Raw genomic sequence first — 16085 nt, 5'->3', positions numbered from 1 at the left:
CACATGATCAAGCTTTGCCGCGTTGACCACCGACTCCTGCACGGCCAGGTCGCGTTCTCCTGGTGCCACGCACTGGGGGCGGACGCCATTCTCGTCGCCTCGGACGCGGCGGCGAGCGATCCCATTCGCATGAAGACCATGCGCCTGGCCAAGCCGGTGGGCATGAAGCTCGTGATTAAGAGCATCGACGACTCCATTGCAGCCATAAAAAGCGGCGTGACCGACAAGTACAAGCTCCTTGTCGTGACCGGGAGCGTGGCGGACGGCGCACGCCTCGTCGAGGAGTGCGGCATTCCCTCGCTCAATCTCGGCGGCACCGAGAAAACGGACCAGACCACCAAGACCCTGGGAATCGCGGTTCACGTCACCGACCAGGAGCGCGAGACTCTGCGAGCGCTTGTCGAGAAGGGCGTCGAGGTCGAGGTCAGACAGGTGGCAAAGGACAAGAAGGCGGTACTGTCCGCGGCAGATCTCTAGCCGCGGACCAAGGGGATTCTCCGCACGACAACCAAGCAAGGAGGGAAACACATGGCACTGCAAGCTTTTCTCATTGGCCTCATAGTGTTCGTGGGCAAGGCCGACTACTTCGTCGGCACCGCGATGCTGGGACGGCCGCTCGTTCTCGGCGCGCTCGTCGGACTCGCGCTGGGCGACGTTCCCACGGGAGTCATGATCGGCTTCCAGCTCGAGCTCGTCTTCATGGGCATGCAGGCGATCGGAGCTTCGATTCCGCCTGACATGATCGTTGGCTCGGTGCTCGGCACGGCCTTTGCGATCACGACGGGCAACGGCATTGACACGGCCGTCACCATTGCCATGCCCGCCGCGGTTCTCTCGGCCTTTGTGGTCAACCTCTTCTACGGCGTCATTACTCCGATCATGGCCCGTTCCGCGGACAAGTTCGCGGCCGAGGACAACGACAAGGGGATTTCTGCGATCTTCCTGGCCAACGGCTTCCTGTTTGACGTGACCTTCGGCGTCATTGGCTTCGTGGCCTTCATGTTTGGCGGGGACGCGGTGTCCGCCCTGGTCAACAGCATTCCCGCCTGGCTCACGACGGGCATAACCATTGCCACGGGCATTCTTCCCGCCCTCGGCTTCGCCCAGCTGGTGACCATGATCGTCTCCAAGGAGACCGCGGTCTTCCTGCTGCTCGGCTTCCTGCTCGCCGCATACCTCGGCGTTCCCGTCCTCGGCATCGTCTGCTTTGCCGTCGTGCTCGTTGGCGTGCTGATGATGGCCCACATCTTCATTCCCAGCCAGGGTTCTGCTCTCGAGACGGAGGTTGACGATGACAACGAGTTCTAACGAGAAGAAGCTCACCAAGAAGGAGCTCAACAGCCTCTTCTGGAGGTCGTTCACCACTTCCCACGCATGGCACTTCGAGCGTCAGCAGCACATGGCGTTCTGCTGGTCCATGATTCCGGCGATCAAGAAGCTTTACGACAACCGCGAGGACCGCATTGCCGCCTACCAGCGCCACCTCGAGTTCTACAACTGCCAGACCACCATGCAGCCCCTGATCGGCGGCATCGTCGCGGCCATGGAGGAGGAGAACGCCAACAACGAGGGCTTCGACACCTCGTCGATCAGCTCTATGAAGGTCGCGCTCATGGGGCCGCTCGCCGGAATCGGCGACTCCCTCATTGCCGGCACCCTGCGCATAATTGCGACCGGCATCGTCGGTGGCCTCTGCATGAGCGGCTCGATTCTCGGCCCGATCCTGTTCCTGGCGATCTACAACGTGATCACCATCGCCCTGCGCTACCTCGGCGTGAAGTACGGCTACGGTCTCGGCGGCAACATAATCTCCAAGGTCTCCGACACGAGCGTCATGCAGAAGCTCACGACCGCGCTGTCCGTCGTCGGCCTCATGGTCATTGGCGCCATGGTCGCGACGAACGTTGTGGTGAGCACGCCGATTGCCTTTGACCTCAACGGCACCGCGTTCTCCCTCCAGGAGACCTTCGACTCGATCTTCCCGTGCCTGCTTCCCGTCGCCGCCTTCGCGGGGCTGTACACCCTGAACAAGAAGGGTGTGAACATCCTCGCGCAGATCATTGGGATCATGGTCCTGGGCGTTGTCCTTGGAGCTCTTGGGATTCTCGGATAAGGGAGAGACGATGCTTGAGTTTTGCCTTGACACCGGCGACTTTGAAATGGTGAAGGCCGCCAGCAAGATCTACCCCATTAACTGCTACAGCATGAACCCCTCCATTGCGGTCAGGTGCCTCGAGGGCACCGGGAGGACCTTCATTCAGAACGCCCTCGACATTCGCGGCGTCATCGGAAGCGAGACCCCCTTCTTCCTCGAGGCCATGGGCGACACCGCCGAGGAGCTCGTCGAAGACGCCCAGGCAATGGTCAAGGCCGTGCCCGGAAACACGTTCGTGAAGATCCCGGCGTGCCCCGAGGGCTTCAAGGCGATCTCCCTGCTGCGCGATCTGGGGATTCGCACGTCCTGCACGGCGGTCTACACCTTTAACCAGGCCATGCTCGCAGCCGTGGCGGGCGCCTCCTACGTCGCGGTGTACGTGAGCCGCCTCGACAAGAACGGTGGCGACGGCATAGACGTCGTGAGGCGCATAAAGGAGGCGTTCGTCTCCCATGGCATTGACTGCGTGGTGAGCGCCGCCTCTCTGAAGACCCCGCTCGACCTTCAGAGGGCCATTGAGGCGGGCGCCGAGAACGTTACCGTTGACCTGCCCATGCTTGGCGCCATGGCCGTTCACCCCATGACGCAGGGAACGCTTGACACCTTCAAGTCCGACTGGGAGGGGCTGTTCGGCAAGGGCGCGAGAATAGCCAACATGGTCGCGTAGCGCACGACCTCGGCCCCCGCCGCGCGTCGGCGGGGGCCTCTCTACCGTTTGGGGTGGCCATGATCGAGATCTGTCTTGTGAGCATGAGCCTGGACGAGGTGAGAGCCGCCACGGGGACGTACCCCTGCAACTGCTTTGCCGACAATCCGACCGTTGCCGTTCAGGGGATCGGGGACTCGGGGGAGGGCTTCCTGGCGCGCTCGCGCGCCCTTCGGGAGCTGATCGGGTCCGAGGCGAAGCTCTATCTCGAGGTCATGGGCGACACGTGCGAGGAAATGGTTGCTGACGCGCGCAGGATCGTCGCCGAGGTCCCCGGCAACACGCTCGTGAAGATTCCCGCGTGCCCCGAGGGCTACCGAGCCATACGCGAGCTTGCCGAGGTTGGCATACGCTCCTCCTGCACGGCGGTCTTTGACGTCGAGCAGGCGCTTCTCGCCGAGGCGGCGGGCGCCGTTTGCGTCGCGGTCTACGTGAGTCGCCTTGACCGGGCGGGGTGCGACGGCATGGGAGTCGTGCGCGACATTGCGGCCGCCTTCCGGGAGATTGGTGCGCGAGCAATGGTGTGCGCCGCCTCGCTCAAGACGCCGCGCGACGTCGAGCGGGCGCTGCTCGCCGGGGCCGAGAACGTCACCGTCGACCTTGCGCTCCTCGACCAGCTGGCGACGAGCCCGCTCACGTGAGTCGACCTGTTGAATCGAATCGAAAGGAGCCTGCATGAGGGCTTGGGGATCGGTGGGGCACTACCTTCAGGGCCCCGGAATCATAGACCACGCGGCTCGCTACGCGAACCTGTTTGGAACGAGGCACCTCTTTGTCGTGGACGCTTTCGTGCAGCACATGCTGGGGGACTCGCTCTTCTCCGAGTACGGGGACCTTGGCGGGTCCTCCTATGACCTCGTGACCTTCGAGGGGGAGATCAGTAGGGGGAGCGTCGAGCGCGTCCGCCGCGAGGCCGGGGCCGGCCATGACGTGATCGTGGCGGTCGGGGGCGGAAAGGTGATCGACGTCGCGAAGATGCTGGCGGCAGACGGTGCCGCGCTGGTGGTGTGCCCAACGATCGCGGCGACCGACGCCCCGACGAGCGCGATGTCGATTCTCTACAGCGACGAGGGGGAGATGAACGACATCGTCATTCACGTAAAGAACCCCGACCTCGTGCTCGTCGACACGCGCGTGATCGCGAACGCCCCCGTCAGGTTTCTTTCCGCGGGCATTGGCGACGCGCTCTCGACGTACTACGAGGGCGTCTCGAACGAGCGGACGGGACACGCGAACTACGTGTGGTGCGACACCGAGAGCGGCGTGGCCACACTCGCCGGAAGGGCCGTGGCCCGCGCCTGCGTCGAGACGCTGTTTCGAGACGGGCCTGCCGCCGTGCGGGCCAACGCGGCCAGAACGGTCACGCCCGCCCTCGAGAACGTGGTGGAGGCCAACGTTCTTCTCAGCGGCATAGGGTTCGAGAACGTTGGGTGCTCGCTCGCTCACGGATTGGGCAACGCCATGACGGTGGTGTCGAACGGAGAGAGATCCATGCACGGGGAGCGCGTGGGCTTCTCGACCCTGAGCCTGCTCATAGCCGAGGACTACCCCTCAGAGGAGATCGAGCGCGCGGCACACCTGTGCGTGGACTGTGGCGTCCCGGTGACGTTCGAGGAGCTGCGTCTCGACCCTTCGTCAGACGACCTCGAGAAGATCGCCCGGGCGGCCCTGGAGGCGGAGTCCTGGGGGGCGAGTCCGGTGCACCTCGACGTGAGGGAGGTCGTGGACGTCCTTCTCGCCACCGACGCCCTGGGTCGCCGAATGAGGGGCGCCGAGGGCGCGCCTACGAGGTAACGACGCGTCCGTCGGGGGAGATGACGAACCTAAACGAGGCCCGGTCCCCTCGCATGACCGACTTGGAGTAGTGGAGGGGTACCCCGTCGGCGTCCCTGGTGATCTTGTAGAGGACGTAGAGCGGGGAGCCGACGAAGCACGAGAGGAGCCGGGCCTCGCTCTCGCGGGCGGTCGAGACGTCGAGAACGAGCTCCTCGTTTCCGAGCACGCATTGGTAGGTGCTGGTGAGAAGGCTGTAGAGACTCATGTCCTCGCCGAGGTCCTCGAGGAAGTTGGGGAAGAGCTGGGCGGAGACGTAGACGTAGTCTATGGCGATCGGAATGGACTCCTCGTATATGAGACGCTCGACCATGGAGACGCGCGAGCCCTCCGGAATCTCCAGGGCCTTGGCGAGCCGCCCCGTCGCGCTGAGCGTCTCCCTGCTGAGGACGCGCCGTGGGCTCTTCCCCCCGACCTCGGAGAAGGCGTGGTAGCCAAAGTAGTTGGGGGAGCCCTTCCGAATCATGCGCTTGGGGGCGGAGACGAACGTCCCGCGGCCGCGGAGCCGGTATATGAGGCCCTCGTCGACGAGGTTTTGGACCGCGCGGCGCACGGTAATGCGACTGACGCCAAACTGCTCGCAGAGCTCCTGCTCCGTGGGAAGACGCGCTCCGACCTCGAGCTCCCCCGAGATTATCTTCTGGCGGAGACTGTTCTCCACCTGGGTGTAGAGCAGGTCAGGGCGCGCGGTGCTGTCTGGCGCCATGTGAGCCTCCCGTGGTTCGAGCTGTCAAGCATTGGCATAAGAGTATATGACGACATGATACAAGCAAAATTCAAACCGCGACGAGGTTCCCATCTTCACATTTCGTTCAGCAATGCTCGAGCGGCCTCCGGGCGCGGCGCGGGTATACTCGGGACATGCTGACGAAAGGGGCTCCCATGACCGATTTTCTGCAGCTCGCGCACGACCGCTACTCCTGCCGCGACCTCTCCGACAGGCCCGTGGAGGCCGAGAAGATCGACGCGCTCGTGGAGGCCGCCGTCGCCGCGCCCACGGCGGTCGACAAGCAGCCCTGGCACCTCTGGGTCGTGGAGAGCCCGGAGGCGGTGGAGCGTCTCTCGGCCCTCACGCGCTTCTCGTTTGGCGCCAAGGTCATCCTCATGCTGGGGGCCCGGGCGGACGAGGCGTGGGTCCGCAAGTACGACGACCGCAACTTCGCGGACGTGGACGCCTCGATCGTGGGGACGCACATCATGCTCGCGGCGCACGACCTGGGGCTGGGCACCACGTGGGTCGGTCACTTCGACGCGCCGGCCGTGCACGAGGCCTTCCCGGAGACCGCCGGCTACGACCTCGTGGCGCTCTTCCCGATCGGCTATCCAGCCGACGACGCCGAGCCCTCGGCCATGCACCTCAGGCGGCGCCCCACCGAGGAGCTTGTGACGAGGCTGTGAGCGCCGAAACGCGCGCTTGAGTGACGGGAGCGTCACACCGCTGAAAGCGGCTAACTGATACGCTGGTGCTCTCATTATCGGGCCCGCGGAACGCGCGCCCGCCAGCCTCGTCCCACGGGTGGTTCCCATGAAGCAGAGCACGCCCCGCCATGGAGCTCGCACGTCGCACAGCCGCAGGCCGGCACGTCGCTCGCGCCGTGGCTCGCTCGTCTTTGTCGTCCTCGCCCTTCTCGCCGTCACGGCGTTCGTGGGCGGGGGCGCGTGGCTGTGGCTCAACAGGACCGTGAGCGTGCGCGTCAACGGGACGCTCGCCGACGTGCGCCACGACGCCACCCTCGAGGAGATCATCGCCGCCCAGAAGGTCGAGGTTGCCCCGGGCGACCTCGTCTCGGTCGGGGGCGCCGTGATCTCGGAGGGCGGCGGCGCGCCGTTCTCCGCGACGGTCGCTGGCAGGGAGCTCGACGCCGAGCAGATCGCGGCATTCCGCGCGGAGGGCAACGAGGAGATCGTCTTCGGCGACGGTGCCGACGTGACCGAGGCCTCGCACGAGGAGGAGCGCGAGACCGCGCCCAAGATGGAGCCCTACGAGCGAATCGGCGCCATCACCTACGTGGCCCAGTGGGGCCGCGCGGGGAAGGCGGTCTACACCGTGGGCGATGTCTCCGGAGAGGCGGTCCTCAAGGAGGAGGTCGAGCCGGTCCAGAACGCCGTGATCGAGAGCGTCAACCCCACGCCCGACGACGGCTCCAAGGTCATCGCGCTCACCTTTGACGACGGCCCCAGCTCCTACACGCAGCGCTACCTGGACATCCTCGACAAGTACGGCGCCCGCGCGACCTTCTTCTGCCTCGGCTCCGCCGCGGCCGCCAACCCCGACCTCGTGAAGGCCATCGAGGACCAGGGGTCCCAGGTCGCCTCGCACACCCAGAACCACCAGCAGCTCACGACCCTCGACGCGGCGACGCTCCAGTCCGAGGTCACCGACGCGTTCTCCGCCATATCCTCGTCCGGCGCGCCTGCGACGACGGTGCTGCGCCCGCCCTACGGCGACTTCAACAACGACACCTGGCTCGCCTCGGGCGCGACGCTCTCGGCGTCCGTGATCTGGAACCTCGACAGCGAGGACTGGCGCCTCCCGGGTGCCGACGCGATCGTCTCCAACTGCACGAACGGCGCCTACTCGGGCGCGATCGTCCTCATGCATGACGGCGGCGGCAACCGCGACCAGGACCTCGAGGCGCTCCCCAGGATCATCGAGGCGCTCCAGGCCCGCGGCTACAAGTTCGTGACGATCAACGAGCTCATGGCCATGGACAGCCGCATCCCCGAGGACGTCGCCTCCGGCAACGCCACGCTGCCGGAGGGCGCCGTCTGGCCCACCGAGATGGCTGCGACGGAGTAGGGGACTTCCGCTACTTCACGCCGTACTGCTCGTAGTAGGCGTCGATCGCGGCCTTGAGCTCGGGCGTGATCACGGTGCCGTCGAGCGCCTCGACGACCTCGGCCATGCTCACGATGCTCGCCACGGGAAATCCGTAGCGCTCCTGGATCTCCTCCTGCGCGGTCACGACGCCGCCCTTGCCGACCTCCATGCGGTTCAGCGAGACGATCAGGCCCTTGACCTCAACATTGGCGGCGCCCGTCACCTTGGGGTAGGTCTCGTCGATGGACTTGCCGGAGGTGGTCACGTCCTCGATCATGACCACGCGGTCGCCGTCCGCGAGCGCCGAGCCCAGGAAGCTGCCCTTGTCGGCGCCATGGTCCTTCTCCTCCTTGCGGTCCGAGCAGTAGCGGACCTCCTTGCCGTAGAGGTCGTGGAGGGCGATCGCGGTGGTGACGGACAGGGGGATGCCCTTGTATGCCGGCCCAAAGAGCACGTCGAAGTCCAGGCCAAAGTTGTCGTTGATGGCGTGCGCGTAGTACTCGCCCAGGCGCTTGAGCTGGCTGCCCGTGACGTAGGCGCCCGCGTTCATGAAGAACGGGGACTTGCGACCGCTCTTGAGGGTGAAGTCGCCGAACTTCAGGACGTTCGACTCGACCATGAACTCGATGAACTCGCGCTTGTAGGCTTCCATGCTGCTCCTTCCGGGGGGCGGGCGTTCTTGTCGCTGACTCGATTCTAGCCGACCGCCCTTCTCGCCCGCGTGTCTTTTGCGGCCTCAAAAGTCACGCGGATTTTTCGGCTATCTGGGAAAACGTGGAGCCTCGTCCGAGATTTGCGGCCTCAAAAGTCACGTGACAATGAGCGGCCTTCGATGCGCTAGAGTTAGGGGCTGGAAATCAGGCGAGAAGAACCATCGAAGGAGTATCCGTGGAACGCACGCACATCTCGCAGCTCTTTGCCGACATGGACGCCCTGGGCGGCACCACCGTCACCGTTGCCGGCTGGGTCCGCTCGGTCCGCGACATGAAGAACTTTGGCTTCGTCATGCTCAACGACGGTTCCTGCTTCAAGGACCTGCAGGTCGTCATGAACCGCGAGCGCCTGGCCAACTACGACGAGATCGCCGCCACGGGCGTGGGCTCCGCGCTCGTGGTCACGGGCACGCTCGCGCTCACGCCGGACCGCCCGCAGCCCTTTGAGCTCCAGGCCGAGAAGATCGTGGTGGCTGGTGCCTCCGCCCCGGACTACCCCATGCAGAAGAAGCGCCAGACCCGCGAGTTCCTGCGCACCCAGCAGCACCTGCGCAGCCGCACCAACCTCTTCCGCGCCGTCTTCCGCGTGCGCTCCGTGGCCGCCTACGCCATCCACCGCTTCTTCCAGGAGCGCGGCTTCGTCTACGTGAACACGCCGATCATCACCACCTCCGACGCCGAGGGCGCCGGCGAGATGTTCCGCGTGACCACGCTTGACGTGGAGAATCCGCCGCGCACCGAGTCCGGCGCCGTCGACTGGTCGCAAGATTTCTTCGGCCACGCCGCCAACCTCACCGTCTCCGGCCAGCTCCAGGCCGAGAACTTTGCGCTGGCCTTTGGCGACGTCTACACCTTTGGCCCCACGTTCCGCGCCGAGAACTCCAACACGCGCCGTCACGCCGCCGAGTTCTGGATGGTCGAGCCCGAGATGGCCTTCTGCGACCTCGCCGGCGACATGGCCTGCGTCGAGGACATGCTCAAGTACGTGATCAACTACGTGATGGATGCCTGCCCGGACGAGATGGAGTTCTTCAACAAGTTCGTCGACAAGGGCCTCATCGAGCGTCTCACGCACGTGGCCACCTCGGACTTTGCGCACGTCACCTACACCGAGGCCATCGAGATCCTGCAGCAGGCCGCCGCCTCCGGCCACGTCTTCGAGTACCCCGTGGAGTGGGGCTGCGACCTCCAGACCGAGCATGAGCGCTACCTCACCGAGGAGCACTTCAGGCGCCCGACCTTCGTGACCGACTACCCGGCCGCCATCAAGGCCTTCTACATGCGCCTGAACGACGACGGCAAGACCGTGGCGGCCGTTGACTGCCTCGTGCCCGGCATCGGCGAGATCGTGGGCGGCTCGCAGCGCGAGGAGCGCCTCGACGTCCTCGAGCGCCGCATCGCGGAGCTGGGCATGGAGCCCGAGCAGTACAAGTACTACCTCGACCTGCGCCGCTACGGCGGCTGCGAGCACGCCGGCTTTGGCCTGGGCTTCGAGCGCATGGTGATGTACCTCACCGGCGTGGACAACATCCGCGACGTCATCCCGCACCCGCGCACCGTGGGCAACGCGGACTTCTAGGGTTCGGGCGGCGCGCCCGTCCGGGGGAGGCCCCATGGCACGCAGGACGCTCACGCGCAGAGAGTTCTTCTCGCTCGCCGGCATGGCCGGCCTGGGTGCCCTTGCGGGCTGCTCCCGCAGCGAGGCGCCCGCTCCGTCCGACGACGCCCTCGAGCGGGCGACCGTCCTCGACGAGGCGGCGCCCGACGAGCTCGCCGTCCTCGCGATCGGCGACGTCCTCGTGCACCAGCGCGTCTGGGAGAGCGGCGTGCGCGCGGACGGCACGCGCGCCTACGACCACCTCTTCGCCCAGGTGGCGGACGACGTGGCCGCCGCGGACGTGGCCGTCGTCGGCCAGGAGACCATCCTCGGCGGCGAGGGGCTGGGACTCTCCGGCTATCCCACGTTCAACAGCCCGCAGGAGATCGGCGACGCCGAGGTCGCCGCGGGCTTTGACGTCTCGCTCGGCGCGTCCAACCATGCCCTCGACAAGGGCATGGCGGGCATCGAGTCCGCGCTCTCGTACTGGCGCTCCGCACACCCCGAGGTCCTGGTCACCGGCATCGCCGACAGCCAGGAGGCCTTCGACGTCATTCCGCTGGTCGAGCTCGAGGGGCATCGCATCGCCGTGCTCAACTACACCTACGGCACCAACGGCATCCCCCTGCCGCAGCCCTGGGCCGTACGCCTGTTGGACGAGGCTCGGATCGCCGAGGACGCGGAGGCTGCCCGCGCCGCGGGCGCCGAGGCGATCCTGGCCTTCCCGCACTGGGGCGTAGAGTACGCCGCCGGGCCGAGCGACGACCAGCGCCGCTGGGCGCAGGTCCTCGCCGACGCCGGCGTCGACGCGATCATTGGCAGCCATCCCCACGTCATGCAGCCCTTCGAGGTGATCGAGGACGCCGACGGCCGTGCCGTGCCCGTGTTCTGGTCCCTGGGCAACTTCACCTCCACGTCCCCGCGCAAGGACACGATGGTGGGCGCCATGGCACAGGTCTCGCTGCGCTTCGACGGTGGCCGCGAGGTCACCTCGTGCACGCTCACGCCGCTCGTCACGCATCGCGCGGACGGCACCGCGTTCACCACCTACCGGCTCCGCGACTACACCGAGGAGCTGGCCGCGGCCAACCAGGTCAGGCTGGTCTCCGGCTGCGCCGACTTCTCTCTCCCGTGGTGCGTCGACTTCTGCGCGGAGCGCCTGGGAGACGGCTTTGACGCCGCGTCCGGCGCGCTGGTGTGGGAGGCCTGACAAAGGGGTACCATCAGGGAAACGCCGCTCGAGGGGGTTCCCATGGGTCTTCACTGCTCTGACTGTGCCTACGCAACGTTCATGCTCCACGAGGAGTCGGGCCTCTACCAGGGGGCATGCAGCCGCGGCTACACGCTCACCAACCCGCACGTGGCCACGACCCCCGAGAACCACTTCGCCGAGCGGCCCGAGGGCCTGGTCCCCACGGTGGACCCCTTTGGCGCGGAGTATCTGCGCACCTCCAACGTCTGCGAGCGCTTCCTCCTGCCGCGTAATGCCCACGGCAGGCGCCGCGGCGGCAGCCGCTAGCCCCTCCGCCCGCCGAATCCGGAGAAACGCTTTCCCGTCGTGGGTGCCTTTCAGCTACTCTTCTGTCAAATGAGGCTTCCAACGGGGAGGTAACCATGAGGCTGAGAAGGACCCTGGGGGCGCTCGCTGGAGCGTTCGTGCTGGCAACGTCGCTCGTCGCGTGCGGCGGCGGCACGTCTGGTCCCGACCTGGGGGAGATGCGCGACGAGCTCGTCGGGACATGGGAGCTCGTCAGCGCCGAGTCGGACGACGACTCGTGGGACGAGCAGACCGTGGACTCCATGGCCGACGCGGGCATGCTCGTGACGATCGACCTCGACAAGGATGGCAGCCTCATCTACAACGAGGTGGGCAACCAGCAGGAGGGCTCCTGGTCCGTCGAGGAGGACGGCGCCCTCACCTTCGAGCTGGGCGGCGCCGAGGTTGACGTCCCGTTCTCGGGAGACACGCTGACCCTCGATGCGTCGGGCATGACGATGGTCTTCGAGAAGGAGTCCGACGACCCCAACATGGACCGTCAGCCCAAGGACAACGTTGGCGACACGGTGGAGGAGCTGACCGACGAGCTCGTCGAGTCGGACGGCGACGACACGGGTGACACCGCCGACGTGAACGACCCCGACAGCTTTGCCTACCTCTTCAACGACGAGATGATCTTCATGCAGAAGATGATCTACGTGGGTGCGACCGAGACGGCCCCGCTCGACCTCACCGTCGCCGATGACGCGGCCGTGCTCATCCAGATCACGGGCATCGCCGAGGACGTCGAGGGTGACACGGGCTACCTCGTCCACGTGGAGAACCGCTCCGACATGGACCTCGTGGTGGTCAACTACACGACCACGCTCGACGGGCAGGACGTCTGGGACTACGCGACGCTGTCGTGCACGGTCAGGGCGGGCGAGTCCGACGACGCCTTCTTCTACTTCGACCACGACGTGGTGACGGTGGGCGAGGGCTCGGCGGTCGAGGCCACGCTCGTCGCGCTCGACGTCAACCAGGACCTGCACGGGCTCTACAGCATGAGCCTCTAGCGGGATGCCTCGAGAGGGGTCTATCATGGGGCGGGGTGCTGCGGCGCCCCGCCCTTCTCGTCAACGAATGCGGAGGAACCATGGCAGACAACACGCGTGACCTCATCTTCCCCACGCCCATCTTCCACGGCAAGATCTGGGGCGGGCGCAAGCTGGCCGACGACTTCGGCTACCAGATTCCCGACGGTCCCATCGGCGAGTGCTGGGCCATCAGCGCGCACCCCAACGGAGACTGCGTGGTGGCCGAGGGCCCCTGGGCGGGCAAGCACCTCTCCGAGCTCTGGGACGAGCACCGCGAGCTCTTCGGCGGCCTCGAGGGCGACCGCTTCCCGCTGCTGGTGAAGATCATCGACGCCAAGGATAACCTCTCCGTGCAGGTGCACCCCGACGACGCCTACGCCGGCGAGCACGAGAACGGCAGCCTCGGCAAGCGCGAGTGCTGGTACGTGCTGGGCGCCGACCCGGGCACGCAGATCGTGATCGGACAGCGCGCGCACGACCGCGCCGAGCTGGCGTCCATGATCGAGGAGGGCCGCTGGGACGACATGCTCAACCTCGTGCCGTGCAACGAGGGCGACTTCTTCCCCATCGAGCCGGGTACCGTCCACGCCATCCAGGGCGGCACGCTGATCCTGGAGACGCAGCAGTCCTCCGACGTCACCTACCGCGTCTACGACTACGGCCGCGTGGGCGACGACGGCAAGCCGCGTGACCTGCACATCCAGCAGAGCCTCGACGTGGTCGACTACGAGCAGCAGGCGCCCGCCTCGGGCGAGGTCACCGCACCGGAGGTGGACGGCGTGACCGAGCTCATGGAGTGCCCCAACTTCGTCGTGGACCGCGTGCGCGTGGAGGGCGAGAAGACCGTGGGCGAGGACTGGCCTTTCCTCTGCGTGAGCGTGATCGAGGGCGAGGGCTCCGTGCGCGCCGCCGATGCGGGCGCGGAGCACAAGATCGCGCGCGGCGCGCACTTCCTGGCGCCGTCCGGCTGCGGCGACCTGCTCTTCTCGGGTGACATGACCCTCATCACCTCCCGCGTCCCGTCGTAGGGGGCTGAGCTTCCGTACGAAAAAGGCGCCGCCGGGCGAGAGGCCCGAAGGCGCCTTTCGTTACGTGGTGAGGGAGAGGCTAGGCAGCCTTGATCTCCGCGCCGCAGTGCGGGCAGCGCGTGGCGCCCTCCTTGACCTCCTCGAGGCAGAAGGGGCAGTGCGGGGCGGCGGCCTCCTCGGCAGCCTCCTCCTCGGCGTCCTTCTTGGCGATGGCGTCCATCTTCTCGCGCATGGTGTTGAGGCCCTTGACCATGCAGAAGACCACGAAGGCGATGATCAGGAAGTTGATCACGGCGCCGATGAACGCGCCGAGGTCGATGTACTCGGGGGCGGCATCGGTGCCGGGGACCATCCACTTGAGGCCGGTGATGATGTCGCTGGCCCCGTCGGCGGCGCCGCCGGTGGCGGAGCTGGTGACGGCGGTGAGGAAGTGGATGCCCGGGGTGATGACGCTGGTCACGAGCGAGTTGACGATGGCGGTGAACGCACCGCCGACGATGATACCAACGGCCATGTCCATCACGTTGCCGCGGGCGATGAACTCCTTGAACTCGTCGACGATCTTCATTGATGAGCCTTTCTGTCTTGGATGCACAACTTATCAAGCATAGTATCTTCAGCAGAGACTCAGCTGGACTGTCAAGTTCAACCTTTGGATGAGCCCCATCCCAGCTCGTCGGTGTCGAGAAGGACGGTGAACGGCCCGTCGTTCACCAGGCTCACGCGCATGTCCGCCCCAAAGACGCCGCGACCCACGCGCGCCGGCCCCAGGTCCTTCTCGGCAAGGTCACAGAAGCGCTGGTAGAGGTGCTCGGCAAGCTCGGGGGCGGCCGCCCCGGTGAAGGAGGGCCGGTTGCCCCGGCGCGCGTCGGCGTAGAGGGTGAACTGGCTCACCACCAGCACGTCCCCTCCGGTGTCCACGAGCGACCGGTTGGTCTTCCCGGCGTCGTCGGCGCAGATGCGAAGTGCCGCGACCTTGCGCCAGAGGCGCTCGGTCAGCGCCTCGTCGTCGCCGGGGGCCACGCCCAGCAGCACGAGGTAGCCCGCGCCACAGCTGCCCACCACGGCGCCGTCCACCTCGACCTGCGCCCGCTCGACCCGCTGGATCAGCGCTCGCACGGCTAGGCCTCCAGACCGTAGATCTTCGAGAACTTGGCCGTGAGGTAGTCGGTGTAGTACGTCGGCGAGAAGGGCTCCCCGCAGGCCCCCTCGATGAGCTCGCCCGAGTCCTTGGAGCGGCCCCAGCGCCAGATCCTCTCGCCTAGCCATGCGCGGATGGGTGCGAGATCGCCCGCGGCGCAGGCGCCGTCGAAGTCGACGCCGTCCCTGACCATGGCCACCTTGATCTGCGCACCGTAGGCCGACCCCAGTGCGTAGGTGGGGAAGTAGCCAAAGTCGCCGCCCGCCCAGTGCGTGTCCTGCAGCGCGCCGCGCGCGTGATCGGGGACCTCAACGCCGAGGTATGCGCGGTACTTCTCGGCCCACAGGCGCGGGACGTCCGACGCGGTGGCCTCGCCCGAGAAGAGCGCGCGCTCGATCTCGTAGCGCACGAGAATGTGCAGGGGGTAGGTGAGCTCGTCGGCCTCGGTGCGGATGAGGCCCGGCTCGGCGCAGTTCTCCGCCAGGTAGAGCTGACGCGGCGTCACGCGCGCGAAGCGGCCCGGGAAGCGCTCGGTCAGCGCCGCCAGCAGCGTCGGCGCGAAGGCCTCGGAGCGCCCCACGAGGTTCTCGAAGAAGCGCGACTGCGCCTCGTGCATGCCCATGGACGTGCCGCCCCTGAGCGAGGTGTAGCGGTAGGCGGGATCCACGCCCTGCTCGTAGAGGGCGTGGCCGCCCTCGTGCAGCATGGAGAACACGTTGGAGAGGACGTCGTCCTCGTAGGCGTGGCTCGCGATCAGGACAAAGCCCGTGGACGGGCCGCCCGTGAACGGGTGCTCGGTGCGCCCCAGCCAGAGGGCCTTCTCGTCCACGCCCTCCAGGGCCACGAGGTCGCGCGCCAGCTCCCACTGACGGCCCTCGTCGAAGCGTCCCTCGACGCAGGAGCGGCCGGGCTTGCGCGTGCTGGCCATGCAGTCGGCGAGCAGCGGGACCACACAGTCCTTGACCTGCGAGAAGAACCGGTCGTAGAAGGCGGCGTCGCAGCCGGGCTCGTACTCGTCGAGCCAGACGTCGTAGGGGTCGCGGGCGTCGTCGCGGGCGGCGGCCATGCGCAGGCGCGCCTCCACGATGCGGTCGAGGTAGGGGGAGAACGCCTCCCAGTCGCCCACGGACTTGGCGCGGCGCCAGACGTCCTCCGCCTCGCAGGTGAGCCGGCTGAAGGCGGCCTGCTCGTCGGCGGGTATGCGCACGAGGGCGTCGCGGTCGCGCGCGAGCACGCGGACCTGGGCGCGCTGCGTGGCGCTCAGGAGCTCCGGGGCGGCCGCCAGGCGCTCGAGGACGTCGCCCACGTCCGGATCGCAGAGCGCCTCCACGCGGGCGCGCTCGAGCTCGGCGAGGGCCTCGCCGCGCTCGGCCGTTGCCTTGGGCGGGTCGATCACCGGCCCGAGCGAGCCGATCTCGTCGATCGCGTAGCGCAGCGAGAAGAGCGTGCGCTCGAGCTCGTCGAGCGCGGAGATGTCTGCCCTCGGGTTGGAGAGCGCGGCGTTGACCTCGGCCATG

The 16085-nt window shown here is 66.9% G+C and carries 18 protein-coding genes; 13 read left to right on the top strand and 5 right to left on the bottom strand.

Annotated elements, in window-relative coordinates; all coding sequences use genetic code 11:
* Positions 1-3: 3 nt before the first annotated feature.
* From B5F73_RS07520 to B5F73_RS07495, 6 genes are read left to right on the top strand one after another with little or no spacing between them, the layout of a single operon-like run.
* On the top strand, positions 4-477 hold the full coding sequence (locus B5F73_RS07520; protein ID WP_087227636.1) for a PTS sugar transporter subunit IIB: 474 nt from the start codon (positions 4-6) through the stop codon (positions 475-477).
* A gap of 51 nt (positions 478-528) precedes the next feature.
* Positions 529-1308, top strand: a complete 780-nt coding sequence (locus tag B5F73_RS07515; RefSeq protein ID WP_087227635.1) for a PTS sugar transporter subunit IIC — start codon at positions 529-531, stop codon at positions 1306-1308.
* Positions 1292-2113 carry a PTS system mannose/fructose/sorbose family transporter subunit IID gene (locus B5F73_RS07510; protein WP_087227634.1) on the top strand — a complete coding sequence of 274 codons (822 nt, stop codon included), beginning with the start codon at positions 1292-1294 and terminating at the stop codon, positions 2111-2113. Before B5F73_RS07515 ends, B5F73_RS07510 begins: the two co-directional genes overlap by 17 nt.
* Positions 2114-2123: 10 nt before the next feature.
* Positions 2124-2822: a transaldolase family protein gene (locus B5F73_RS07505; RefSeq protein ID WP_087227633.1), complete on the top strand. Its 699-nt coding sequence runs from the start codon at positions 2124-2126 to the stop codon at positions 2820-2822.
* A gap of 59 nt (positions 2823-2881) precedes the next feature.
* Positions 2882-3502 carry a transaldolase family protein gene (locus B5F73_RS07500; RefSeq protein WP_087227632.1) on the top strand — a complete coding sequence of 207 codons (621 nt, stop codon included), beginning with the start codon at positions 2882-2884 and terminating at the stop codon, positions 3500-3502.
* A gap of 34 nt (positions 3503-3536) precedes the next feature.
* Positions 3537-4655 (top strand): glycerol dehydrogenase, encoded by a 1119-nt coding sequence (locus B5F73_RS07495; protein WP_087227631.1) that lies wholly within the window; start codon positions 3537-3539, stop codon positions 4653-4655.
* On the opposite strand, the gene B5F73_RS07490 is transcribed toward B5F73_RS07495, so the two are convergent.
* Entirely contained in the window at positions 4645-5400 is a 756-nt protein-coding gene (locus B5F73_RS07490; RefSeq protein WP_087227630.1) for a GntR family transcriptional regulator, read from the bottom strand. The two genes, B5F73_RS07495 and B5F73_RS07490, sit on opposite strands and share 11 nt — an antisense overlap.
* 176 nt (positions 5401-5576) lie before the next feature.
* Here B5F73_RS07490 and B5F73_RS07485 point away from each other — a divergent pair, with 176 nt between their 5' ends.
* Positions 5577-6092 (top strand): nitroreductase family protein, encoded by a 516-nt coding sequence (locus B5F73_RS07485; RefSeq protein ID WP_087227629.1) that lies wholly within the window; start codon positions 5577-5579, stop codon positions 6090-6092.
* Between the two features lie 127 nt (positions 6093-6219).
* A complete protein-coding gene (locus B5F73_RS07475) occupies positions 6220-7494 on the top strand; it encodes a polysaccharide deacetylase family protein (RefSeq protein ID WP_143803168.1) in 1275 nt (424 codons plus the stop codon).
* Positions 7495-7504: 10 nt separating this feature from the next.
* Here B5F73_RS07475 and pyrE read toward each other — a convergent pair whose 3' ends face one another.
* Positions 7505-8167: an orotate phosphoribosyltransferase gene (gene pyrE / locus B5F73_RS07470; protein ID WP_087227627.1), complete on the bottom strand. Its 663-nt coding sequence runs from the start codon at positions 8165-8167 to the stop codon at positions 7505-7507.
* 236 nt (positions 8168-8403) lie between these two features.
* Here pyrE and asnS point away from each other — a divergent pair, with 236 nt between their 5' ends.
* The 5 genes from asnS (at position 8404) to B5F73_RS07445 (ending at position 13427) form a co-directional block, all read left to right on the top strand.
* Positions 8404-9807, top strand: coding sequence for an asparagine--tRNA ligase (gene asnS / locus B5F73_RS07465; RefSeq protein ID WP_087227626.1), 1404 nt, complete (start codon positions 8404-8406; stop codon positions 9805-9807).
* Between the two features lie 34 nt (positions 9808-9841).
* Complete coding sequence (locus B5F73_RS07460; protein ID WP_087227625.1) at positions 9842-11035, top strand: CapA family protein; 1194 nt, start codon at positions 9842-9844, stop codon at positions 11033-11035.
* A gap of 42 nt (positions 11036-11077) precedes the next feature.
* Positions 11078-11344 carry a hypothetical protein gene (locus B5F73_RS07455; RefSeq protein WP_087227624.1) on the top strand — a complete coding sequence of 89 codons (267 nt, stop codon included), beginning with the start codon at positions 11078-11080 and terminating at the stop codon, positions 11342-11344.
* Positions 11345-11439: 95 nt separating this feature from the next.
* The gene (locus B5F73_RS07450) at positions 11440-12378 is read left to right on the top strand and encodes a hypothetical protein (RefSeq protein ID WP_087227623.1); all 939 of its coding nucleotides are present in this window, start codon (positions 11440-11442) and stop codon (positions 12376-12378) included.
* A gap of 80 nt (positions 12379-12458) precedes the next feature.
* Positions 12459-13427 carry a type I phosphomannose isomerase catalytic subunit gene (locus tag B5F73_RS07445; RefSeq protein WP_087227622.1) on the top strand — a complete coding sequence of 323 codons (969 nt, stop codon included), beginning with the start codon at positions 12459-12461 and terminating at the stop codon, positions 13425-13427.
* Positions 13428-13506: 79 nt separating this feature from the next.
* Here B5F73_RS07445 and mscL read toward each other — a convergent pair whose 3' ends face one another.
* The 3 genes from mscL to B5F73_RS07430 form a co-directional block, all read right to left on the bottom strand.
* Positions 13507-13995 carry a large conductance mechanosensitive channel protein MscL gene (gene mscL, locus B5F73_RS07440; RefSeq protein WP_087227621.1) on the bottom strand — a complete coding sequence of 163 codons (489 nt, stop codon included), beginning with the start codon at positions 13993-13995 and terminating at the stop codon, positions 13507-13509.
* A 77-nt stretch (positions 13996-14072) separates the two neighbouring features.
* Complete coding sequence (gene dtd, locus B5F73_RS07435) at positions 14073-14546, bottom strand: D-aminoacyl-tRNA deacylase (RefSeq protein WP_087227620.1); 474 nt, start codon at positions 14544-14546, stop codon at positions 14073-14075.
* Between the two features lie 2 nt (positions 14547-14548).
* Positions 14549-16084 (bottom strand): carboxypeptidase M32, encoded by a 1536-nt coding sequence (locus B5F73_RS07430; RefSeq protein WP_087227619.1) that lies wholly within the window; start codon positions 16082-16084, stop codon positions 14549-14551.
* Position 16085 lies beyond the last annotated feature (1 nt).

The organism is Olsenella sp. An270 (assembly GCF_002159735.1).
Classification (GTDB): Bacteria; Actinomycetota; Coriobacteriia; order Coriobacteriales; family Atopobiaceae; genus Thermophilibacter.
Note: the sequence above shows the minus strand (reverse complement) of the source record. Positions and strands in the feature narration are given on the sequence as shown.